This window comes from Serratia sp. H402Y (genome assembly GCF_051172415.1).
Lineage (GTDB): Bacteria > Pseudomonadota > Gammaproteobacteria > Enterobacterales > Enterobacteriaceae > Serratia > Serratia ureilytica.
The window spans coordinates 1-21,572 of record NZ_JBPIYZ010000007.1; the positions used below are offsets into that span (position 1 = coordinate 1).

A 21,572-nucleotide genomic window follows, 5' to 3' on the forward strand; every position below is an offset into this window, starting at 1 on the left:
AGCGCGATATTGCCGGTATCGAAAGATACAACGTAAAAGAATCGGTGGAGCGGTAGTTCAGTTGGTTAGAATACCTGCCTGTCACGCAGGGGGTCGCGGGTTCGAGCCCCGTCCGTTCCGCCACTTATTTAATTATGCCTGCTTTTTTAGCAGGCATAATGTTAAGCGAGATTTAGGGGCGTAGCTCAGTTGGTAGAGCACCGGTCTCCAAAACCGGGTGTCGCGAGTTCGAGTCTCTCCGCCCCTGCCATATTAAGAACCCTTTGCGAAAGCAAAGGGTTTTTTTTTACCTATTATCCCTTCCCTTGGAGCATTCCCGCTTTGGAAAAGAGCGTATTGGCTGCTCTATGCTGATGTCTATCTGATCCGAGTTACCTTATGATCTTTCGATCTTTACCCCAGCAGACCTCCTGATTCTCCTACCGTTTTGCATTTTCTTCTCTCAGAAGGCGATGGGCGGCTTTTGGCATGATAGACAGCCATGACCACGGTGGCGGCTTTTAAGGCCGCCATAGCGCTTTAGGCTGCGGTATTTAAAGGTATTTTAAGTAATTGCCGAATCAAAGGCTGTTGATCGCTATTTTGCAACCAGACGGCATACAGTGGGCGGACAATCGGCGGGATCTCGGCGGCGGCAAGCAACTGCGGATACTCTTTTTCCCACTGGCTGGGCAGGAAAGCGCATCCGCCTGTGGTTTCCAGCAACTGACGCGTCAGGTGTGCCGAGGTGGTCGTGAGTACCGGCACGTTATCACCTTCCAACATGCGGTTTTCCTGTTGGTGGAAGTCGGCCCCCCATTCCAGCTTGATGTACGGCATGGGGGATTGCTTGTCACGACGCGCGGATGAGAACAAGCGTAATGAGAAATTGCCCAGCTGCTGGCTGGCCAGCTCATCCATCTTTGGCGGCTCAGTGGTGATCAGTAAATCGAGCTGCCTTTCATGCAGTTGCTTTACCAAAGAATGCCTTAAGGCCACCCTGGCTTCGAGTTGCAGCGCCTCTCTTTGTTGATAGAGAGATTGCAACCAGGGGGTCAAATAAGCCTCCCACAACGAGGCAGTCGCGCCGATCGACAGCTCGGTATGTTGCAGTGAACGCACGACCTCTTTCTTCGCCAACTGCCAGGTGTTCATCAGGCTTTCGGCATAGGGCAGAAGCCGCTCGCCGGCAGGCGTCAGGCGGATGTTATTGCGATGACGGGTAAATAAATTTGCGCCCAACTGGTTTTCTAACTGACGGATGCGGAAACTGACCGCGGACTGCGTTAAGTACAAAGATTCTGCGGCTCTGCCAAAGTGACGCGTTCTACTGACCTCCAAAAAGGTTTTCAGTAATTCGGTATCCACACCTATCTCCAAAAAAATTTGTCGTTAAGATTTAAATGTTTTGTTTTACACGCTGTCAAGCCTATCTAATACTCCGCGCCATAAACAGCACGGCCATAAGAGAATTAGGAGCGTGTCAGATGGCGGATAGCTTCACCACGACCAATCGTTTTTTTGATAATAAACATTACCCTCGCGGGTTCTCCCGTCACGGCGATTTCACCATTAAAGAGGCGCAATTGCTAGAGCGCTTCGGCTACGCGTTTAACGAGCTGGACTCGGGCAAACGCCAGCCGGCCACTGAAGAAGAACAGCTGTTCGTCGCAGTGTGCCGCGGTGAGCGCGAAGCGGCTACCGAGCAGGAAAAAGTATGGGCTAAATATCTGGCGCGCACACGTCGCCCGAAGAAATTCCATACGTTGTCCGGCGGTAAGCCGCAGGCTGACGCAGTAGAAGATTACAGCGACAGCGAAGACTAAAGACGATGGGGCCTTCGGGCCCCATTTTCTATTCCAGACTACGATGCAGTTGTAACAGCAGACGGTCCATACTGCGATAGCTCAGCGCTTCGCTCAGGTGGCGCCTGCCGATCTCGGCATCCCCCGCCAAATCCGCCAGCGTGCGCGCCACTTTCAAGATGCGCTGCCAGGCGCGGACCGATAACCCCAACGCGTTTAATGTCGCTTCCAAAAACTCGGCGTCTGCCGCCTGCAACACGCAATCCCGTTCCACTTCACGGTTGTTTAACAGCGCGTTGATTTTACCGGCGCGTTCGAGCTGCCGGGCGCGTGCCTGTCGCACTCTTTCCCGCACCTGCTCGCTGCTTTCTCCCTGAGTTTGCCGCTTACTGAGCGTACCTGGAGGTAACAGCGGCACTTCGATAGACAGATCGAAACGATCGAGAAAAGGCCCTGACAGCCGGGCCAGGTAGCGCAGCACCTGCTGCGGCGAGGCGCGATTATGCATACCCTGGTAATGCCCGGTTGGGCTGGGATTCATCGCCGCGATCAATTGCACCTTGGCCGGGAAGCAGACCTTGGCGTTGGCACGTGAAATCACGATCTCGCCGGATTCCAGCGGTTCACGCAGCGCATCCAGCACCTTACGCTCGAATTCCGGCAGCTCATCCAGAAACAGCACGCCGTTATGCGCCATAGATATCTCACCCGGGCGCGGCAGTGAGCCGCCGCCGACCAACGCCGCCATCGATGCGCTGTGATGCGGTGCGCGAAATGGCCTCTGGCGCCATGGCAAAGCGGTGAGAACAGGATGCTGCAAGCTGGCGACCGCCAGGCTTTCCAGCGCCTCAGGTTCCGTCAGCGGCGGCAGTAAGCCAGTCAGTCGACTGGCCAGCATGGTTTTACCGGTGCCCGGCGGCCCAATCAACAATAGGTTATGCCCGCCGGCGGCAGCGATCTCTAATGCCCGCTTGGCCTGCTCTTGGCCGATGATGTCGCGCAGATCGGCGTTCTCGTGCGGGTTGTCTGCCGCGGGAGGCGTGATGGCTACCGGCAGCTCGCCCTGGCCGAGCAAAAAGGCACAGACCTCCAACAGGTGTTGGGCAGTATGGGATTGTGACTGCGCAATCAGGCCGACCTCGGCGGCGTTGTCCGTGGAGAGGACCAATTGTCGCCCGGCGTCAGCCGCCGCCAGCGCCGCCGGGATGGCGCCTCTGACCGCGCGCAGCGCGCCGGACAGCGCCAGTTCGCCAAGAAACTCGTAGCGTGCCAACGGGGCGAGGGGCAGTTGCTCGGAGGCGGCGAGGATCGCCAGCGCAATCGGCAGATCGTAGCGCCCGCCTTCTTTCGGCAGATCGGCCGGCGCCAAATTGACGGTGATGCGGCGGGCGGGAAAGGTGAAACCGTTGTTGATCAGGGCGCTGCGCACCCGATCGCGCGCCTCTTTTACCGTGGTTTCCGGCAGGCCAACCAGCGTCAGGCCGGGCAGGCCATTGCTGATATGCACCTCTACCGTTACGGAAGGGGCCTGAACGCCGATGATGGCGCGGCTATAGATTACCGCCAGTGACATATCGCTCTCCTTGCTGAGGGCGGCATGATGCGCGATTTATCCAGGTGCCGCGCGGCGTTCTTGGCATTTTTTCCATGAAACTCGCAGCATAATCACTGATTTTCATCGAATTGAAAAAGATTGTGCGAACCGCCTCGCAGCCTGTGGCAATACCCATTAACAATTCGCTGAAGCCTGCAACACATTAGCGGCCTGTACGCATTGCAGCCATAGGCTTGATGGGTGTATTTAACAATTGATTAAAAGAAAAATCACTTCTTTAACACACTCCGACCGCCGCGGCAGTCTGCCCGGCAGCCGCTAAATCTCCTGACTTCGTACTCTACGGTAGGGATAACACTATGTTTGGTTGGACCCCGCTGCAACGCAATGCGGCAATCGCCAGTTTTTCAAGCTGGACGCTCGACGCTTTCGATTTTTTCGTACTGGTATTCTTACTCAGCGACATCGCACAATCCTTTCACGTCGGCCTGGAACAGGTCACGTTGGCGATTCTGCTCACGCTGGCGGTGCGGCCGATCGGCGCGCTGATCTTCGGGCGCGCTGCGGAAAAATATGGCCGCAAACCGATCCTGATGCTGAATATCGTCTTCTTCTCGGTGTTTGAGCTGCTCTCCGCCGCCGCGCCCTCGCTGACGGTCTTCTTGCTGTTGCGGGTGTTGTACGGTATCGCGATGGGCGGCATCTGGGGCGTGGCGTCGTCGTTGGCGATGGAAACCATACCGGACCGCTCACGCGGCCTGATGTCGGGTATTTTCCAGGCCGGCTATCCGTTTGGTTATCTGCTGGCGGCGGTGGTGTACGGCTTGCTGTTCGAAACGGTCGGCTGGCGCGGCATGTTCGTCATCGGCGCGGCGCCGATCCTGCTGCTGCCGTTTATTTATTATTGCGTGCAGGAGTCGCCGGTGTGGCTGGCGGCGCGTGAACGCAAAGAGAGCACCGCCTTGCTGCCGGTGTTGAAGAGCCACTGGAAGCTGTGCTGCTATCTGGTGCTGCTGATGGCGGCGTTCAATTTCTTCTCCCACGGCACGCAGGATCTGTATCCGGTGTTTCTGAAAGTTCAGCACGGTTTCGACCCTAAAACCGTCAGTATCATCGCCATTAGCTACAATATCGCGTCAATTATCGGCGGTGTTTTCTTCGGTTCGTTGTCGGAAAAGATCGGCCGCAAAAAAGCGATCATCATTGCCGCGCTGCTGGCGCTGCCGGTGATCCCGCTGTGGGCGTTTTCCAGCGGTTCGCTGATGTTGGGGATCGGCGCTTTCCTGATGCAGTTCATGGTGCAGGGCGCCTGGGGCGTGGTGCCGACCTACCTGACCGAGTTGGTGCCGGCCAACACCCGCGCGGTGCTGCCGGGGTTCGTGTATCAGCTGGGCAACCTGATCGCTTCGGTCAACGCCACGCTGCAAGCCACCCTCGCCGAGCATCATGGGCATAATTATGGCCTGGCGATGGCCATGGTTGCCGGGACGGTGGCGGTGGCGATCGCTCTGTTGGTGTTCTTCGGCAAGGATACGCGCGGCAAGGCCATCACCGGCGCGGTGAAAAATCCAGGTATGCGCGCCAACGTGTGAAATCCGGGCGATTCGCGTGAGGTATGACCAGATTGCGCCGAATAATAACGCAAAAAAAGTGTTGTCATGCCGCGCGCGACTATGATACCTCTGTAAGCATTAGTTCTGAATGAGCACAGTGAACAAACCCATTATGAAAGCCTTTGCCCAAGTGATTAGCCTAGTCGTGATTAGCGTGGTGGTGATTATTATCCCACCGTGCGGGGCTGCACTTGGACGAAGAAAGGCTTAGCAAACAAGCCGGAATCGCAAGAGAACCCCCGCACCGTCAGGTCCGGGGGTTTTTTATTGGCAAGAGAAAAGTGGAGCAAGGGGCAGAGCATGAAAAACAGAACAAAATCCTGCGATTGTCGAAGTAAGGCGGGGAAATAACTATGAATGGCGCTCAGTGGGTAGTTCAAGCGTTGCGTGCGCAGGGTGTGGATACCGTATTCGGCTATCCGGGCGGGGCAATCATGCCGGTGTACGATGCGCTGTACGACGGCGGCGTGGAACACCTGCTGTGCCGCCATGAACAGGGCGCCGCCATGGCCGCCATCGGTTACGCCCGCGCCACCGGCAAAGTCGGTGTCTGTATCGCCACTTCCGGTCCCGGCGCCACCAACCTGATCACCGGGCTGGCGGATGCGCTGCTCGATTCCGTTCCCGTTGTCGCCATCACCGGTCAGGTGGGGTCCGCGCTGATCGGCACCGATGCCTTTCAGGAGATCGATGTTCTCGGCCTGTCTCTGGCCTGCACCAAGCACAGCTTCCTGGTGGAATCGCTGGATGCCTTGCCGGGCATCATGGCGGAAGCTTTCGCCATCGCCGCCGGCGGCCGTCCTGGCCCGGTGCTGATCGATATCCCGAAAGACATCCAGCTGGCGCAAGGCGACCTGCATCCGCATTTGATGCCGGTCGATGAAGCGCCGGCGTTACCGACGGCGGCGTTGGCCGAGGCGGCTGAGCTGCTGGCGCAGGCGCATAAACCGATGCTGTACGTCGGCGGCGGCGTGGGCATGGCGCAGGCGGTGCCGGCGCTGCGCGAGTTCATCGCCGTGACCCGCATGCCGAACGTCGCCACCCTGAAGGGGCTGGGCGCGCCGGATGCGCAAGATCCGCTGTACCTCGGCATGCTGGGCATGCACGGCACCAAGGCCGCTAACCTGGCGGTGCAGGAGTGCGATTTGCTGATTGCCGTCGGCGCGCGTTTCGATGACCGCGTGACCGGCAAGCTGAACGCCTTCGCGCCGCACGCCAAAGTGATCCACATGGATATCGACCCGGCGGAAATGAGCAAGCTGCGCCAGGCGCATGTGGCCCTGCAGGGCGATTTGAAAACGTTGCTGCCGGCGTTGCAGCGCCCGCTGAACATCGCCGCCTGGCAGCAGCAGGTGACGGCGCTGAAAGCCGAGCACGCCTGCCGCTACGATCACCCCGGCCAGCCGATCTACGCGCCGCTGTTCTTGCGCCAGCTGTCCGCCCGCAAGCCGGCCAACAGCGTGGTGACCACCGACGTCGGCCAGCACCAGATGTGGAGCGCGCAGCACATGACGTTCGAGCGCCCGGAGAATTTCATCACCTCCAGCGGTCTCGGCACTATGGGGTTCGGCGTGCCGGCGGCGGTCGGGGCCCAGATCGCGCGTCCGCAAGATACGGTGATCTGCGTCTCGGGCGATGGTTCCTTCATGATGAACGTGCAGGAACTGGGCACTATCAAGCGCAAACAGCTGCCGCTGAAGATCGTGCTGCTGGACAACCAGCGTCTCGGGATGGTGCGCCAATGGCAGCAGCTGTTCTTCGACGGCCGCTACAGCGAAACCAACCTGTCCGATAACCCCGACTTCCTGATGCTGGCCGCCGCCTTCGGCATTCCCGGCCAGCGCATCAGCCGCAAGGATCAGGTGGAGGGCGCGCTCGAGGCGCTGTTCAACACCGAAGGCCCTTATCTGCTGCAGGTCTCTATCGACGAACTCGAAAACGTCTGGCCGCTGGTGCCGCCGGGCGCCGGCAACGAAACCATGTTGGAGGAAATATCATGATGCAGCATCAACTCTCGATCCAGGCGCGTTTTCGCCCCGAAATGTTAGAGCGCGTATTGCGGGTCGTGCGTCATCGCGGCTTTCAGGTTTGTGCTATGAATATGGTTTCCCCGGCCAACGCCGACAGCATCAATATCGAATTGACCGTTGCCAGCCCGCGTCCGGTCGCCCTGTTGTCATCTCAATTAAGCAAACTGATGGACGTCTCCTGCGTCGAGATCCAGCAGCCAACATCACAACAAATACGCGCCTGAGGCGCCGAGAAGGATAAATAACAATGACAAAGAAAGCCGATTACATTTGGTTCAATGGTGAGATGGTTCCTTGGGCCGAGGCCAAAGTGCACGTGATGTCGCACGCGTTGCATTACGGCACGTCGGTGTTTGAAGGCGTACGCTGCTATGACTCGCACTTGGGGCCGGTGGTATTCCGTCATCGCGAGCATATGCAGCGCTTGCACGATTCGGCGAAAATCTACCGCATGCCGGTGTCGCAAAGCGTCGACGAGCTGATGGAAGCCTGCCGCGCTACGCTGCGCAAGAATAACCTGGTCAGCGCGTACATTCGTCCGCTGGTGTTCGTCGGCGATGTCGGCATGGGCGTCAACCCACCGGCCGGTTATAAAACGGACGTGATTATCGCGGCGTTTCCTTGGGGCGCTTATCTGGGTGAAGAAGCGCTGGATCAAGGCATCGATGCGATGGTCTCCTCCTGGCACCGCGTCGCACCAAACACGATCCCCACTGCGGCCAAGGCCGGCGGCAACTATCTTTCCTCCCTGCTGGTGGGCAGCGAAGCGCGCCGCCACGGCTATCAGGAAGGCATCGCGCTCGACGTGCACGGCTACATTTCCGAAGGGGCGGGCGAGAACCTGTTTGAAGTGAAAGACGGCGTGCTCTATACCCCGCCGTTCACCTCGTCGGCGCTGCCGGGCATCACCCGCGACGCGATCATTAAGCTGGCGAAAGACATGGGCTTCGACGTGCGCGAGCAGGTGCTGTCACGCGAATCGCTGTACCTGGCCGACGAAGTGTTCATGTCCGGCACCGCGGCGGAGATCACGCCGGTGCGCAGCGTGGACGGCATTCAGGTCGGCATCGGCAAATGCGGCCCGGTGACCAAACAGATCCAACAGGCGTTCTTCGGCCTGTTCAGCGGCAAGACCGAAGACAAATACGGTTGGCTGGATCCGGTCAATCCGTAACGATAAGGTTCGCCGCGCAGCGTGGCGGACGACAAGACAGACAAGATAAGAATATCCAGGCGGTTCGTTCGCCGCCTGTCATAAATACATTTGGAGTGAAAAGAGCATGCCTAAGTACCGTTCCGCCACCACCACCCACGGCCGCAATATGGCGGGTGCCCGCGCATTGTGGCGCGCGACCGGGATGACCGACGCCGATTTCGGCAAGCCAATCATCGCCGTGGTCAACTCCTTTACCCAGTTCGTGCCTGGCCACGTGCATCTGCGCGATCTGGGCAAACTGGTCGCCGAACAGATCGAAGCCTCCGGCGGCGTGGCCAAAGAGTTCAACACCATTGCGGTGGATGACGGCATCGCCATGGGCCACGGCGGCATGCTCTATTCCCTGCCGTCGCGCGAGCTGATCGCCGACTCGGTCGAATACATGGTGAACGCCCACTGCGCCGATGCGATGGTGTGCATCTCCAACTGCGACAAGATCACCCCGGGCATGCTGATGGCGGCGTTGCGCCTGAATATTCCGGTGATCTTTGTCTCCGGCGGTCCGATGGAAGCCGGCAAGACCAAACTCTCCAACCAGATCATCAAGCTGGATCTGGTGGACGCGATGATCCAGGGCGCGAACCCGAACGTCAGCGACGCCGACAGCGAGCAGATCGAGCGTTCCGCCTGCCCGACCTGCGGCTCTTGCTCCGGCATGTTCACCGCCAACTCGATGAACTGCCTGACCGAAGCGCTGGGCCTGTCGCAGCCGGGCAACGGTTCGCTGCTGGCCACCCACGCCGATCGCAAGGAACTGTTCCTCAACGCCGGCAAGCGCATCGTCGAGCTGACCAAACGTTATTACGAGCAGGATGACGAAAGCGCGCTGCCGCGCAATATCGCCAACAAGGCGGCGTTCGAAAACGCCATGACGCTGGATATCGCCATGGGCGGTTCGACCAACACCGTGCTGCACCTGCTGGCTTCGGCGCAGGAAGGTGAGGTGGACTTCACCATGGAAGACATCGATCGTCTGTCGCGCAAAGTGCCGCACCTGTGCAAAGTGGCGCCGAGCACGCAGAAATATCACATGGAAGACGTGCACCGCGCCGGCGGCGTGATCGGCATCCTCGGCGAGCTGGACCGCGCCGGCTTGCTGAACCGCGAGGTGAACAACGTATTGGGGCTGACCCTGCCGCAGACGCTGGAAGCCTACGACGTGATGCTGACCCGCGACGAAAGCGTCAAGAAAATGTACTCCGCCGGGCCGGCCGGTATCCGCACCACGCAGGCATTCTCCCAGGATTGCCGCTGGGATTCGCTGGACACCGACCGCAAGGAAGGCTGCATCCGCACCCGTGAGCACGCTTACAGTCAGGACGGCGGATTGGCGGTGCTGTACGGCAACCTGGCAGAAAACGGCTGCATCGTCAAAACCGCCGGCGTCGACAAGGAAATCCTCACCTTCCGCGGCCCGGCCAAAGTGTATGAAAGCCAGGACGACGCGGTAGAAGCGATCCTCGGCGGTAAAGTCGTGGCGGGCGACGTAGTGGTGATTCGCTACGAAGGGCCGAAAGGCGGGCCGGGCATGCAGGAAATGCTTTACCCAACCACCTACCTGAAATCGATGGGGCTGGGCAAAGCGTGCGCGCTGATCACCGACGGGCGTTTCTCCGGCGGCACCTCCGGGTTGTCCATCGGCCACGCTTCGCCGGAAGCGGCTAACGGCGGCCTGATCGCCCTGGTGCAGGACGGCGACATGATCGCGATCGACATTCCTCATCGCGGCATCCAGCTGGATGTCAGCGAGCAGGAGTTGGCGGCGCGGCATGAGGCGGAACTGGCGCGCGGCGACGCGGCCTGGACGCCGAAAAATCGTGAACGTCAGGTGTCCTTCGCGCTGCGCGCCTACGCCTCGTTGGCCACCAGCGCCGACAAAGGCGCGGTGCGCGACAAGAGCAAACTGGGGGGATAAGCAGCATGGCGGTCTCTCAACCCCTACCCAGCGCCCCCTGCGGCGCGGAATATCTGCGAGCGGTACTGCGCTCGCCGGTTTACGAGGTGGCGCAAGTCACCCCGTTGCAGGCCATGAGCAAAATCTCTTCGCGCCTCGGCAACACCATTTTGGTGAAGCGCGAAGATCGCCAGCCGGTGCACAGCTTCAAGCTGCGCGGGGCCTATGCGATGATCGCCGGGCTGGACGAAGAGCAGAAGGCGCGCGGCGTCGTGACGGCTTCGGCCGGCAACCACGCGCAGGGCGTCGCCTTCTCCGGTAAACGGCTGGGCATCAAAACGCTGATCGTGATGCCGGTGTCCACCGCGGACATCAAGGTGGATGCGGTGCGCGGCTTCGGCGGCGAAGTGTTGCTGCACGGCGCCAATTTCGACGAGGCAAAAGCGAAGGCGATCGAGCTTTCCCAACAGCAGGGCATGACCTTCGTGCCGCCGTTCGATCACCCGACGGTGATCGCCGGGCAGGGCACGCTGGCGATGGAGCTGCTGCAGCAAGACGCGCATCTGGATCGGGTCTTCGTGCCGGTCGGCGGCGGCGGCCTGGCCGCCGGGGTGGCGGTGCTGATCAAACAGCTGATGCCGCAGATCAAAGTGATCGGCGTCGAAGCGGAAGACTCCGCCTGTCTGCGCGCTGCGCTGGATGCCGGCCATCCGGTGGATCTGGCGCGCGTCGGGCTGTTCGCCGAAGGCGTGGCGGTGAAACGCATCGGCGACGAAACGTTCCGCCTGTGCCGTGAGTATCTGGACGACGTGATCACCGTGGACAGCGACGCCATCTGCGCGGCGGTCAAAGATCTGTTCGAGGACGTGCGCGCCATCGCCGAACCTTCCGGCGCGCTGGCTTTGGCGGGGCTGAAAAAGTACGTCCAGCAGCACAACATTCAGGGTGAGCGTCTCGCGCACGTGCTGTCCGGCGCCAATCTCAACTTCCACGGGCTGCGCTATGTTTCCGAGCGTTGTGAACTGGGCGAACAGCGCGAAGCGCTGCTGGCGGTGACCATTCCGGAACAGCAGGGCAGCTTCCTCAAGTTCTGCCAACTGCTGGGCGGGCGCTCGGTGACCGAATTCAACTACCGCTACGCCGATGCCGACAACGCCTGCATTTTCGTCGGCGTGCGGCTGACGCGCGGCCACGCCGAACGGCGGGAGATCATCGACGAACTCAACGCCGACGGTTATCAGGTGGTGGATCTGTCGGACGACGAGATGGCTAAACTGCACGTGCGCTACATGGTGGGCGGGCGTCCGTCGAAGCCGCTGCGCGAACGGCTGTACAGCTTTGAGTTTCCGGAGTCGCCGGGCGCGCTGCTGAAGTTCCTGCAGACGCTGGGCACGCACTGGAACATCTCGCTGTTTCACTATCGCAGCCACGGCACCGACTTCGGCCGGGTGCTGGCGGCCTTCGAGCTGGCGCAAAGCGAGCCGGAATTCGAGCGGCACCTGCAGGCGCTGGGCTACGATTGCCACGACGAAACCGACAACCCGGCGTTCCGCTTCTTTTTGCAGGGGTGAGTCGGATTGATAAGTAACCGTGACGCATTAGTCAGTTTATGGGTTGCGCGGTTGTGATTTTGTCGTGCATTTTTATACTGCCAAGACTTCTGACGTATAGGGATGCACGACAATGAAAACTGCTTTTTCTACGCCGTTCGGTTCTCCCGAAGACGATTTGACCAACGCCGAGTTTGCCCGCCTGTTGGGCAATACCGGCGTACAAGAATTCTATCGCGATATTAATCTGCAAGCCCTGCAGGACTCTCTGGACTGCAGCCTCGCCTTTCATGGCGTGGGGATTATTTTTTCCGACGGGCAAAACTCATTTTTAGTTCGTCCGACGCAGCACACCGGTTATTCGAACGCTTCGCAGGTCACTCATGTGGTCATCAGCAAAACGGTGGCTCATACTTCGCGCGTTGCCGCAACCAATACGCTGTCGGAAGCGCTGAGCAAACCCAGCGTCAGCAAAGAGTTGGCCTCGGCCGCGCTGTCGTGCGGAACGCTGCTGGTATCGGTATTTTTACTGGCGTCGGGCAGCGTCGCCGTGCCGTTTACCGGCGGCACCAGCTCAGCGGTGGCTTATCTGGGCTATGCCGGCATGGCCGCCAGCGCGCTGCAGTGCGGCAATGGGCTGTACCGCGTCAACAAGCTTTATGACGGGAAAGGGGATGAATTGGCTCAGCTCGATTCAGAGCAGTGGTATATCGCCACCAGTACCGTGCTCGATGTGATCTCGCTGGCCAGCGCCGGGGCCGCCCTAAAGGAAGCGACGATGACCTATCGCGCCATGCGCCGCATTTCGGCGCGCAAGGCGACGGAATGGCTGAAAAGCATGCCCCGCAGCGAAAGGAAGCGGCTGACCGAAAACATCATTCGGGCGGAAAACCCGGGGATTTCCAATAACGTCTTGAAAGAGATGGTGAAGAACGGTTTATACCCGAAGCGCTATCCGACGGAAGCGATCCAAAACGGGCTGCGTCAGCAATTGCATTCGGCGCTCAATAACTCATTGACGTTCGTGGGCAGCGGCATCAGCGGCACCCTGTCTGCACCGGTGAATGTGAAAACCACCGGGCAGTATTTTGTGGGCATTATGCAGAAATTGCCGCAGATGGTGAGGTAATGGCGGACTGGATGATTAAACGCCTGATCGTGCAGGGCCGGGAGATGGAAAGCCAAATCGCGGCGCGCGATCGTGCGCTTTTCGCCGGCGTGGATGCGCAGCTCGAGCAGCATTTCCTGACGCCGGGCCAGCGGCTGTCACCACCGGGCGTCGGCAACGTCATGCTGCTGATGGTGTGCCTGATGCTGGGCCTGGCGGGCGTGATGGGTCTGGTCACGGATGTGGCGGCCGCCTGGAGCGGCAAGACCTCCGCCGCCGTGTTGATGGGCAGCGGCGCGATCGTGGCGGTGTGGATGACGCTGATCCTGTTCCAACTGGTGCAGGGTAAAAACAGCGGGGTGGTATTGCTGCAATATTACCTTGGCATGCTCGGTCTGTGTTGCCTCGGCACCGCGGCGGCGTGGGCGGCGGGCATGACCGGCATCGCCACCGGCGCCCTACTGCTAGGGGGCGCGGTTGGCGGGGCGCTGTTCAGCAACCGGGCGGCGTTCTACCTGTATGTCGCCTATTTCCGCACGCGTCGGCGCGTGTTTATCAAACGCCGTTGGCAGAGGGAAGATCTGCGCAATACCCGATAAACCGTCAGAACGGAAAAACTTATGACGCAACCTTTCTCCGGCTTTAGCCAGCAGGGCCTGAATTTCCTGCAGCAGGTGCGGATCGAGAACGATAAGGCGTGGTTCGACGGCAACCGCGACATCTACGATCGCGAGCTGCTGGCGCCGTTTCGCGCGCTGGCGGAGCAGCTTGCTCCCAGCATGCTGGCGATCGATCCGCAGTTCGAGACTCGCCCGGCGATCGGCAAAACGCTGTCGCGCATTCATCGCGATACACGGTTTTCTCACGACAAGTCGCGCTACCGCAGCCGCATGTGGCTGACGTTCAAGCGCCCGAGCAAAGACTGGAAAGATGCGCCGGTCTACTTTTTCGAACTGGGGCCGGACATGCTGCGCTATGGGCTCGGTTACTACAGCGCCAACAAGCCGACCATGGATCTGTTCCGCCATACGCTGAAACAGCGGCCGCAGCCTTTCCTGGAGGTGGCCGCCTGTTGCCGGCCGCCGTTCGAGCTGGTGGGCGAGAGCTACAAGCGTCCGCTGGTCAAGGAGCAGGCGGCGGAGATCGCCACCTGGTACAACCGCAAATCGTTCGCGGTGATGGTCAGCGACAGCGCGGTGGAAAAGCTGTTCAACGCCGATCTGGCGCCGCTGCTGGCCGGGGCATTTTTGCAGCTTGAGCCGCTCTATCACTGGCTGATGCAGGTGGAGGCGATGAAGCAGGTCGATCCGGCCGACCTGTAAAAACCCCGCGTCAGCGGGGATGCAGCAATCGCCAAAAGGCGTCGATCAGCGGATCGCTGAGGCGTTTTTTCTGGACGCAGACCCCCAACTCGAACGGTTCGACCATCGAGATGTTATCCAGCTGCGAGATGCGGTTGCGCACCGGTTCCGGGCTGTTGTCCACCACCACGCTCGGGATCAGCGCGATGCCGCAGCCCAGGGCCACCATCGACACGATGGCTTCGTGGCCGCCGACGGTGGCGTAAATCAGCGGATTGCTGATGCGGTGACGGCGGAACCACAGTTCGATGCGTTTTCGCGAAGGGCCGTGCTCCGGCAAGATGAAGGGGATCTCGGCCCAGTCGGGCTTGTCGGCGAACGCCTGGCTGCGCACCGCGCAGGGCAGCGCCGGCGCGATCAGCACCAGCGGAATTTCGCCGATTTTGGTGAACGCCACGCTGGCGGGCAGCGTTTCCGGCCGGCCGGCGATGCCGAGATCGGCCTCGTTAGACTGCACCTTGTCGACCGCGTCGGCGGCGTCGCCGGTGGTCAGCTTGATCTCTACCAGTGGGTGCTGCGCGCGGAAGCGGTCGAGGATCGGCGGCAGGTGGCTGTACGCGGCGGTCACCGAGCAGAACAGCCGCAGTTCGCCGCTCAGCGAAGGGCCGTGCTGGCCGAGCGAGTGCTTGAGCTGCTGATATTGCAGCAGCGTTTGCTGGGCGAATTCTTTCAGCTGTTCGCCGGCGTCGGTGAGCTGCACGGCGCGGTTATCGCGCAGGAACAGCGGCTGCCCGAGGATCTCTTCCAGCCGCTGGATCTGGCGGGAGAGCGTCGACGGGCTGACGTGCATCGCCTTGGCGGTGCGCCCGAAGTGATGGCTTTCGGCCAGATGCAGGAACAGCTTTAAATCACGTAAATCCATATCGATACGCTCGCAGTGAGAGTGTTGCAAAAATTGCAATGTCACGTTCTCAATATATCAATTTAAGCAACGCATTTCCTGTTATACATTGAGTTTAACGAATCTCCGCACAGACAGGGCGGGGAATGAAAATAACAATGCAAGACAACATCAAACCGGAGTACCACCATGGCTAACTATTTCAACACATTGAACCTGCGTCAGCAGTTGGCGCAATTGGGTAAATGCCGCTTTATGGCGCGCGACGAATTTGCTGACGAAGCCGGCTACCTGAAAGGTAAAAAAGTGGTGATTGTCGGCTGTGGCGCCCAGGGGCTGAACCAGGGTCTGAACATGCGCGATTCCGGTCTGGATGTCGCCTATGCCCTGCGCAAAGAAGCGATCGACGAGAAGCGCGCTTCCTGGCGCAAGGCGACCGAAAACGGCTTCAAGGTCGGCACCTACGAAGACCTGATCCCGCAGGCGGATCTGGTGGTCAACCTGACGCCGGACAAGCAGCACTCTTCCGTAGTGCGTGCGGTGCAGCCGCTGATGAAAGACGGCGCGGCGCTGGGTTACTCCCACGGCTTCAACATCGTTGAAGTGGGTGAGCAGGTGCGCAAAGACATCACCGTGGTGATGGTTGCGCCGAAGTGCCCGGGCACCGAAGTGCGTGAAGAGTACAAGCGCGGCTTCGGCGTGCCGACCCTGATTGCGGTTCACCCGGAAAACGATCCGAAAGGCGAAGGCATGGCGATCGCCAAGGCTTGGGCGGCGGCGACCGGCGGCCACCGCGCCGGCGTGCTGGAGTCTTCCTTCGTCGCCGAAGTGAAATCCGATTTGATGGGCGAGCAGACCATTCTGTGCGGCATGCTGCAGGCGGGTTCGCTGCTGTGCTTCGACAAGCTGGTTGCTGAGGGCACCGATCCGGCTTACGCCGAGAAACTGATTCAGTTCGGCTGGGAAACCATCACCGAAGCGCTGAAGCAGGGCGGCATCACCCTGATGATGGATCGCCTGTCCAACCCGGCCAAGCTGCGCGCCTATGCGCTGTCCGAACAGCTGAAAACCATCATGGCGCCGCTGTTCCAGAAGCACATGGACGACATCATCTCCGGCGCGTTCTCCAGCGGCATGATGGCCGACTGGGCGGAAGACGACGTGAAACTGCTGACCTGGCGCGAAGAGACCGGCAAAACCGCATTCGAGAATGCACCGCAGTTTGAAGGCAAAATCAGCGAGCAAGAGTACTTCGATCACGGCGTGCTGATGGTGGCGATGGTGAAAGCGGGCGTAGAGCTGGCGTTCGAAACCATGGTCGATGCCGGCATCATCGAAGAGTCGGCTTACTACGAGTCGCTGCACGAGCTGCCGCTGATCGCCAACACCATTGCGCGTAAGCGTCTGTATGAAATGAACGTGGTCATCTCCGATACCGCAGAGTACGGCAACTACCTGTTCGCCAACGCGGCGGTGCCGCTGCTGAAGGACTTTATGACCACCCTGCAGGCGGGCGATTTGGGCAAAGCTGTGGCGGGTACGGCGGTGGACAATGCGCAGCTGCGCGACGTGAACGAAGCGGTGCGCAGCCACCCTATCGAAACCGTCGGCCGTAAACTGCGCGGCTACATGACCGATATGAAACGCATCGCCGTCGCGGGCTGATTTTCCGCAAGGCAAAGCACAAAGAGAAAGAGCCGGCAGCGATGCCGGCTTTTTTTATGCCTCCGGCATCATTGCGGCGGGAATGATGGCGCCGCGATGCTGGATCACCGTAGCGGCCAGCAGATGGCCGCGCTGCGCCGCCCGTTGGGCGCTGCCGCCGTTCAGGCGGGCCGCCAGGTAACCGGCGCTGAAAGAATCGCCCGCTGCGGTGGTGTCGACGACACGCTCTGGCGGCAGCGCGATCGCCGGCACCTCAAGTTTCTCCCCTGCCATACTGAACACCAGGCAGGCGTGCGCGCCGCGTTTGATGACGATCTCGCCGACGCCGAGCGCCTGCGTGCGAGCTACCGCCTGTTCGATAGGCTGCGCTCCCCACAGCAACTCTTCGTCATCCAGCGTCAGAAAAGCGATGTCGGTACAGGCCAGCACCTCGCGGTAGGCCTGCTGCGTTTCCTCACGGCTTTGCCACAGGCGCGGACGGTAATTGTTGTCGAAGATCACCTTGCCGCCGTTGGCGCGACAGCGGCGCAGCAGCGCCAGCAGTTTCATGCGATCGGCAGGCGCGAGGATCGCCAGGCTAATGCCGCTGAGGTACAAGTAATCGAACTGCGCCAGCCGTTCGCACAGTGCGTCGGCCTGCGGTCCCGCAAGCCAATACCGGGCGGCGGCGTCATTGCGCCAGTAGTAGAAAGTACGTTCGCCGGCGGCGTCGGTTTCGATGAGGTACAGGCCCGGCAGCTTGTTGTCGAATTGCTGAATCAACCCGGTCTCGATCTTCTCCTGCCGCCAGGCCTGCAGCATGTCGCCGCTGAAACTGTCGGTGCCGAGTGCGGTGACATAATGCACCCGTAGCGTCTGTTCCGGCATTTGGCGGGCGAGGTAGACGGCGGTGTTGAGGGTATCGCCGCCAAAGCCGCGCGTCAGCTGTGCGCCCTGCTGCGACAGCTCGATCATGCATTCGCCGATCACGGCGAGATTTCGGATAGTCATCGTCAATAAGCCCTGGCTAAAGAAGAAGCAATAGCCGCCAGTCTCCACGCAAGGGGGTCAGTGAGTCAATAAATTAAAACGGCGTTTTAATTTTTTATGATCGCGATCGGCGAACGCGGGCAGGACGGAGGAGAAACGGGCGGCAATTCGGCTTAAAGTTTTACGCCGCGTTGCCGATAAGCTGGGTAAAGAAACAGCGGCAGCGCTCTCATTTCCCCGCCACGGCGATAGTACCGATGATAACCAATCTGATCTCTGGTCTGCTGGCGCCTTGTTTTGCCCTCTATGCCTGCGCCAAATCGCGGCGCTACTGGCGGCAATGCCGGCGCTTGTATACCTTCCAGCCGATTTATCGCACCAGCGGCGCGCTGCTGGCGGTGGAACTGCTGACGGCGGTGTATCACCCGAATGAGCCGGACAAGCGGCAATCCCCGGAGCATTATTTTTCCTCGCTCGGCGTCGCCCAGCGTTTGCAGGTGATCCAGGAACAGCTGGCGCTGTTGCAGCGCTGGCAGGCGTTGTTCATTCGTCACGCGGTGATGGTGTCGGTCAATATCGACGGCATCGCGCTGCAAGCGTTGCAGCGCCATAGCGCGTTGCAACGGCAGATCGCCGAGATGCCCTATCTGCGCTTCGAGCTGGTGGAGCACGCCGAAACGGCGTCAAACCGCCCGCTGCAGCAGATCGTCGGCGGCGAGCGGCTGTGGCTGGACGATTTCGGCAGCGGGCTGGCCAACTTCTCCGCCGTCGGCGCCTGGCGTTATCAATACATCAAGGTGGCGCGCGAATTGTTTACCTTGCTCAAACAGTCGGAAGAGGGCGTCCAGCTGCTCGGCACCCTGATCAAGATGATGAACCAGCACAGCGACGGGGTGATCGTCGAGGGTGTGGAAACCGAACAAGAGTGGCGGCTGGTGCAGCGTTCCGGCGCGTTGGCCGCTCAGGGCTACTACCTTTCCCGCCCGGCGTGCTTTGAAACTCTGCACAGCGTGCCGACGCTGTTCGCCGCGCCCGGCGCGCCGGCGTGAACTCCGGCCTATCCTCAGCTAGGCTTAAACGGGGCTGCTAACTCCTTTTCCTTTCATTCGGCAGCCCGATTTATGCGCTGAGGGAGCCGCTATGACAAGAACAGGAAAGGTTTTCAGCTGGCTGGGCGGCATTGTGCTGCTGCTGATCGTCGCGCTGGCGATCTTCATTGCTACCTTCGACTGGAATCGACTCAAGCCCACCATCAACGACAAAGTGTCGGCCGAACTGCGGCGACCGTTCGCCATTCGCGGCGATCTGGGCGTCGACTGGTCGCGCAATCCGGATGAGGGCGGCTGGCGCGCCTGGGTGCCCTGGCCGCATATTCACGCCGAAGACGTGTGGCTGGGTAACCCGAAAAACATGCCCGGCGACAGCATGGTAACGCTGCAGCGCGTCGACGCCAGCATTGCGCCGCTGGCGTTACTGGGTAAAGAGCTGCTGATCCCGCGCATCTGGCTGAAGCAGCCGAATGCTTCGTTGCAACGTCTGGCCAACGGCGACAACAACTGGACGTTTGACCTGGCCGCCGGCCAGGATCCCAAGCAGCCGCCTTCCGACTGGTCGTTCACCGTTCACGACATCGTATTCGACAAGGGGCAGATCGCCTTTAAAGACGCCACGCTGAAGGCGGATTTCCGCGCCGTCATCGATCCGCTCGGCAAGCCGTTGCCGTTCAGTGAAGTGACCGGCAAACAGGGCGGCGACAAGACCGCGACCCCCGATTACGTTTTCGGCTGGCAGGTGAAGGGCAAATATAACGGCGAACCGTTGAGCGGCAGCGGCAAGATTGGCGGCATGCTGTCGCTGCAGAGCGCCGATTTGCCGTTCCCGCTGCAGGCCGATGTGCGCTCCGGCAGCACCCGGGTGGTGGTCGCGGGCACCTTGTCCGATCCGCTGAACCTCGGCGGCCTGGATGTACAGCTGAAATTTTCCGGTGAAAGCCTGAGCAACCTCTATGGCCTGACCGGCGTGTTGTTGCCGAATACCCCGCCGTATGCGACCGATGGCCATCTGACCGCCCGCCTGCATCAGCCGGGCGGCGCGGTGTTTGAGTACCAGAAATTCGACGGAAAAATCGGCGACAGCGACATTCACGGCAGCTTGAAGTACGTTGCCGGTAAACCGCGGCCCACGCTGAGCGGCGCGGTGAACTCCCGGCAGCTGAGGTTGGCGGATCTGGCGCCGCTGATCGGCGCCGACTCCAACGCCGCCAAAGCCGGGCGCGGCGAGAAAAGCCGTCAGCCTGCGGATAAGGTGCTGCCGGTCGAACAGTTCGATACGCAAAGCTGGAGCAAGATGGATGCGGACGTGAAGTTTGCCGCCGCGCGCATTGAACGCGGCAGCGATTTGCCGCTGAGCGATCTGGCCACGCACCTGAAGCTGAACAATGGCGAACTGCGCCTGGATCCGCTGCGCTTCGGCATGGCGGGCGGCAGCCTGAACGCCGTCGTACGCCTCGACGGCGGCAAAAAGCCGATGCGCGGGCAGGTGGATATGCATGCACGCAAACTTCAGCTTAAACAGCTGTTGCCGAATGTGGAGGCGATGAAGCGCAGCCTCGGGCAGATGAACGGCGACGCCAGGCTGACGGGCAGCGGCAATTCGGTGGCCGAGCTGCTGGCGACCAGCAACGGCGATCTGCGCCTGCTGATCAATAACGGGGTGATCAGCCGTAGCCTGATGGAGATCCTCGGTCTGAACGTCGGTAACTATCTGGTGGCACAGCTGTTTGGTGACGACGTGGTGGGCATCAACTGCGCGGCGGCGGACGTCGGCATCCGCAGCGGCGTCGCCGCACCGCGACTGTTCGTGTTCGACACCGAAAACGCGGTGATCAACATCACCGGCAACACCAACCTCGCCACCGAACGGCTGGATTTGTCCATCGATCCGGAAAGCAAGGGCATGCGCGTGCTGACCCTGCGATCGCCGCTGTACGTGAAAGGCACCTTCAAGCATCCGGACGCCGGGGTCAAAGCCGGGCCGCTGATCGCGCGCGGCGCGGCGGCGGTGGCGTTGGGGGCGGTGCTGACGCCGGCGGCGGCGCTGCTGGCGCTGGTCTCGCCCAGTGAAGGCGGCGAGGAGAACCAGTGCGGGCAGATCCTGCGGGAGATGAAAGGCAAAAAATAATCAGGCGCGCGGCGGCGGCGTGAGCAGCCGGCAGTCGTGATCCTGGATCTCTTCCGCCGAGGCCAGGGTGAACGGCAGCAGGCTGCGCTCGGTTGCCAGCAGCAGGAAATCCCCGTCCGGCAGCGCGGTCATCGCCAGGCCGAAGCTGCCCATGCGCCCGTCGGCGCGCGGCAGGCCGGAGGCCAGCAGGCGGAAGGCGCCCTGTTGCTCCAGCTCGGCAGGGGTTACCCGCCGCCCCAGATAGTCATGCCCCAACAGGCCGCCGGGCAGCGGTTGCCATTGCTCGATGAAATGGGGGCCGATCTGCGCCAGCCGCTGTTTTACCGCCGGCAGCAGGCAGGAGATATGAATGTGCAGCTGGTTTTGCGTGCGGCCATATTCCGAATTGATCGCCAATGAAATATCGCCGTCGTCGATCGGTTTGCCATAGCGTTCCGCCATCACGTGGCGCGCGCGCCAGGCCTGGGCGAAGAAATTCGGCGTGGCGGCGTCCAGCACCGCCGGGCTTTCGATACCGGTGATTTTGGCACTGGGCATCAGCAGGTATTGCAGCGGCCCGTTGCGATCTTTAAACACCACGAAACCGGCCTGCACATCCACCTGCGCGCAGGGCGCCGGGTTGTCATGCGCCTGCTGATTGGGCAGACATTGCTGGCTGACGATGCGCCACAGCGCATCGGGATGGTCGGGTTTCAACCCGTAATAGAGCGCGATGGCGAGAGCCGCCAGCAGCGCCACGCAGACAAATACCCCACGACGCAGAGACATCGGCCGATCCTGTTACCGAGAGAAACGTCCAGCATAGC

19 protein-coding genes and 2 tRNA genes are annotated in these 21,572 nt (G+C 60.7%); 16 read left to right on the plus strand and 5 right to left on the minus strand.

Going from position 1 to position 21,572, the window contains the following annotated elements:
- Nucleotides 1-46 precede the first annotated feature (46 nt).
- Both ACSBQS_RS22480 and ACSBQS_RS22485 read left to right on the plus strand, forming a co-directional pair.
- Nucleotides 47-123 (plus strand) — tRNA-Asp (locus tag ACSBQS_RS22480).
- 51 nt (nucleotides 124-174) lie between these two features.
- Nucleotides 175-250 (plus strand) — tRNA-Trp (locus ACSBQS_RS22485).
- Nucleotides 251-519: 269 nt separating this feature from the next.
- Here the strand turns inward: ACSBQS_RS22485 and hdfR are convergent.
- Nucleotides 520-1,347, minus strand: coding sequence for an HTH-type transcriptional regulator HdfR (gene hdfR / locus ACSBQS_RS22490; RefSeq protein ID WP_033645382.1), 828 nt, complete (start codon nucleotides 1,345-1,347; stop codon nucleotides 520-522).
- Between the two features lie 119 nt (nucleotides 1,348-1,466).
- On the opposite strand from hdfR, the gene ACSBQS_RS22495 reads away from it, so the two are divergent.
- Nucleotides 1,467-1,805 (plus strand): DUF413 domain-containing protein, encoded by a 339-nt coding sequence (locus ACSBQS_RS22495; RefSeq protein ID WP_004929946.1) that lies wholly within the window; start codon nucleotides 1,467-1,469, stop codon nucleotides 1,803-1,805.
- 28 nt (nucleotides 1,806-1,833) lie between these two features.
- On the opposite strand, the gene ACSBQS_RS22500 is transcribed toward ACSBQS_RS22495, so the two are convergent.
- Nucleotides 1,834-3,357, minus strand: a complete 1,524-nt coding sequence (locus tag ACSBQS_RS22500; protein ID WP_434991354.1) for a YifB family Mg chelatase-like AAA ATPase — start codon at nucleotides 3,355-3,357, stop codon at nucleotides 1,834-1,836.
- 341 nt (nucleotides 3,358-3,698) lie between these two features.
- Here ACSBQS_RS22500 and ACSBQS_RS22505 point away from each other — a divergent pair, with 341 nt between their 5' ends.
- From ACSBQS_RS22505 to ACSBQS_RS22550, 10 genes are all read left to right on the plus strand, one after another.
- Complete coding sequence (locus ACSBQS_RS22505) at nucleotides 3,699-4,931, plus strand: MFS transporter (protein ID WP_434991355.1); 1,233 nt, start codon at nucleotides 3,699-3,701, stop codon at nucleotides 4,929-4,931.
- Nucleotides 4,932-5,064: 133 nt separating this feature from the next.
- Nucleotides 5,065-5,163: an ilv operon leader peptide gene (gene ilvL, locus ACSBQS_RS22510; protein ID WP_013814970.1), complete on the plus strand. Its 99-nt coding sequence runs from the start codon at nucleotides 5,065-5,067 to the stop codon at nucleotides 5,161-5,163.
- A gap of 142 nt (nucleotides 5,164-5,305) precedes the next feature.
- Nucleotides 5,306-6,952: an acetolactate synthase 2 catalytic subunit gene (ilvG, locus tag ACSBQS_RS22515; RefSeq protein ID WP_187048471.1), complete on the plus strand. Its 1,647-nt coding sequence runs from the start codon at nucleotides 5,306-5,308 to the stop codon at nucleotides 6,950-6,952.
- On the plus strand, nucleotides 6,949-7,206 hold the full coding sequence (ilvM, locus tag ACSBQS_RS22520; protein WP_004929955.1) for an acetolactate synthase 2 small subunit: 258 nt from the start codon (nucleotides 6,949-6,951) through the stop codon (nucleotides 7,204-7,206). Before ilvG ends, ilvM begins: the two co-directional genes overlap by 4 nt.
- Before the next feature lie 23 nt (nucleotides 7,207-7,229).
- On the plus strand, nucleotides 7,230-8,156 hold the full coding sequence (locus ACSBQS_RS22525) for a branched-chain amino acid transaminase (RefSeq protein ID WP_033645378.1): 927 nt from the start codon (nucleotides 7,230-7,232) through the stop codon (nucleotides 8,154-8,156).
- A gap of 106 nt (nucleotides 8,157-8,262) precedes the next feature.
- Nucleotides 8,263-10,113, plus strand: a complete 1,851-nt coding sequence (gene ilvD / locus ACSBQS_RS22530; protein WP_015379395.1) for a dihydroxy-acid dehydratase — start codon at nucleotides 8,263-8,265, stop codon at nucleotides 10,111-10,113.
- Nucleotides 10,114-10,118: 5 nt separating this feature from the next.
- Nucleotides 10,119-11,663 (plus strand): threonine ammonia-lyase, biosynthetic, encoded by a 1,545-nt coding sequence (gene ilvA, locus ACSBQS_RS22535; protein ID WP_015379394.1) that lies wholly within the window; start codon nucleotides 10,119-10,121, stop codon nucleotides 11,661-11,663.
- A 112-nt stretch (nucleotides 11,664-11,775) separates the two neighbouring features.
- Nucleotides 11,776-12,771: a hypothetical protein gene (locus tag ACSBQS_RS22540; RefSeq protein ID WP_033654501.1), complete on the plus strand. Its 996-nt coding sequence runs from the start codon at nucleotides 11,776-11,778 to the stop codon at nucleotides 12,769-12,771.
- On the plus strand, nucleotides 12,771-13,349 hold the full coding sequence (locus ACSBQS_RS22545; RefSeq protein WP_172756018.1) for a hypothetical protein: 579 nt from the start codon (nucleotides 12,771-12,773) through the stop codon (nucleotides 13,347-13,349). The genes ACSBQS_RS22540 and ACSBQS_RS22545 overlap by 1 nt, the downstream gene beginning before the upstream one ends.
- Nucleotides 13,350-13,370: 21 nt before the next feature.
- Complete coding sequence (locus ACSBQS_RS22550) at nucleotides 13,371-14,072, plus strand: DUF2461 domain-containing protein (protein ID WP_434991356.1); 702 nt, start codon at nucleotides 13,371-13,373, stop codon at nucleotides 14,070-14,072.
- Nucleotides 14,073-14,082: 10 nt separating this feature from the next.
- Here the strand turns inward: ACSBQS_RS22550 and ilvY are convergent, their stop codons facing one another.
- Nucleotides 14,083-14,973: an HTH-type transcriptional activator IlvY gene (gene ilvY, locus ACSBQS_RS22555; protein ID WP_197666836.1), complete on the minus strand. Its 891-nt coding sequence runs from the start codon at nucleotides 14,971-14,973 to the stop codon at nucleotides 14,083-14,085.
- 168 nt (nucleotides 14,974-15,141) lie between these two features.
- Here ilvY and ilvC point away from each other — a divergent pair, with 168 nt between their 5' ends.
- Complete coding sequence (gene ilvC, locus ACSBQS_RS22560) at nucleotides 15,142-16,617, plus strand: ketol-acid reductoisomerase (RefSeq protein WP_033636408.1); 1,476 nt, start codon at nucleotides 15,142-15,144, stop codon at nucleotides 16,615-16,617.
- A gap of 54 nt (nucleotides 16,618-16,671) precedes the next feature.
- Here the strand turns inward: ilvC and ACSBQS_RS22565 are convergent, their stop codons facing one another.
- Nucleotides 16,672-17,607, minus strand: coding sequence for a sugar kinase (locus ACSBQS_RS22565; protein ID WP_033645373.1), 936 nt, complete (start codon nucleotides 17,605-17,607; stop codon nucleotides 16,672-16,674).
- A gap of 236 nt (nucleotides 17,608-17,843) precedes the next feature.
- Between ACSBQS_RS22565 and pdeH the strand changes: the two genes are divergently transcribed.
- On the plus strand, nucleotides 17,844-18,635 hold the full coding sequence (gene pdeH, locus ACSBQS_RS22570; protein WP_042785549.1) for a cyclic-guanylate-specific phosphodiesterase: 792 nt from the start codon (nucleotides 17,844-17,846) through the stop codon (nucleotides 18,633-18,635).
- 91 nt (nucleotides 18,636-18,726) lie between these two features.
- On the plus strand, nucleotides 18,727-20,766 hold the full coding sequence (locus ACSBQS_RS22575) for an AsmA family protein (RefSeq protein WP_033645371.1): 2,040 nt from the start codon (nucleotides 18,727-18,729) through the stop codon (nucleotides 20,764-20,766).
- On the opposite strand, the gene ACSBQS_RS22580 is transcribed toward ACSBQS_RS22575, so the two are convergent.
- Nucleotides 20,767-21,534: a CDP-diacylglycerol diphosphatase gene (locus ACSBQS_RS22580; RefSeq protein ID WP_033652698.1), complete on the minus strand. Its 768-nt coding sequence runs from the start codon at nucleotides 21,532-21,534 to the stop codon at nucleotides 20,767-20,769.
- Between the last annotated feature and the right edge of the window lie 38 nt (nucleotides 21,535-21,572).

Excerpts from the sequence above, each read along its gene's own strand:
- ACSBQS_RS22575 (WP_033645371.1), top strand. The coding sequence starts at position 18,727 with ATGACAAGAACAGGAAAGGTTTTCAGCTGGCTGGGCGGCATTGTGCTG.
- ilvY (WP_197666836.1), bottom strand. The coding sequence starts at position 14,973 with ATGGATTTACGTGATTTAAAGCTGTTCCTGCATCTGGCCGAAAGCCAT.
- ACSBQS_RS22580 (WP_033652698.1), bottom strand. The coding sequence starts at position 21,534 with ATGTCTCTGCGTCGTGGGGTATTTGTCTGCGTGGCGCTGCTGGCGGCT.
- ACSBQS_RS22525 (WP_033645378.1), top strand. The coding sequence starts at position 7,230 with ATGACAAAGAAAGCCGATTACATTTGGTTCAATGGTGAGATGGTTCCT.
- pdeH (WP_042785549.1), top strand. The coding sequence starts at position 17,844 with ATGATAACCAATCTGATCTCTGGTCTGCTGGCGCCTTGTTTTGCCCTC.
- ilvL (WP_013814970.1), top strand. The coding sequence starts at position 5,065 with ATGAAAGCCTTTGCCCAAGTGATTAGCCTAGTCGTGATTAGCGTGGTG.
- ilvD (WP_015379395.1), top strand. The coding sequence starts at position 8,263 with ATGCCTAAGTACCGTTCCGCCACCACCACCCACGGCCGCAATATGGCG.
- ACSBQS_RS22565 (WP_033645373.1), bottom strand. The coding sequence starts at position 17,607 with ATGACTATCCGAAATCTCGCCGTGATCGGCGAATGCATGATCGAGCTG.
- ilvG (WP_187048471.1), top strand. The coding sequence starts at position 5,306 with ATGAATGGCGCTCAGTGGGTAGTTCAAGCGTTGCGTGCGCAGGGTGTG.
- ACSBQS_RS22500 (WP_434991354.1), bottom strand. The coding sequence starts at position 3,357 with ATGTCACTGGCGGTAATCTATAGCCGCGCCATCATCGGCGTTCAGGCC.
- ilvC (WP_033636408.1), top strand. The coding sequence starts at position 15,142 with ATGGCTAACTATTTCAACACATTGAACCTGCGTCAGCAGTTGGCGCAA.
- ACSBQS_RS22545 (WP_172756018.1), top strand. The coding sequence starts at position 12,771 with ATGGCGGACTGGATGATTAAACGCCTGATCGTGCAGGGCCGGGAGATG.
- ACSBQS_RS22495 (WP_004929946.1), top strand. The coding sequence starts at position 1,467 with ATGGCGGATAGCTTCACCACGACCAATCGTTTTTTTGATAATAAACAT.
- ilvA (WP_015379394.1), top strand. The coding sequence starts at position 10,119 with ATGGCGGTCTCTCAACCCCTACCCAGCGCCCCCTGCGGCGCGGAATAT.
- ACSBQS_RS22540 (WP_033654501.1), top strand. The coding sequence starts at position 11,776 with ATGAAAACTGCTTTTTCTACGCCGTTCGGTTCTCCCGAAGACGATTTG.
- ilvM (WP_004929955.1), top strand. The coding sequence starts at position 6,949 with ATGATGCAGCATCAACTCTCGATCCAGGCGCGTTTTCGCCCCGAAATG.
- ACSBQS_RS22550 (WP_434991356.1), top strand. The coding sequence starts at position 13,371 with ATGACGCAACCTTTCTCCGGCTTTAGCCAGCAGGGCCTGAATTTCCTG.
- ACSBQS_RS22505 (WP_434991355.1), top strand. The coding sequence starts at position 3,699 with ATGTTTGGTTGGACCCCGCTGCAACGCAATGCGGCAATCGCCAGTTTT.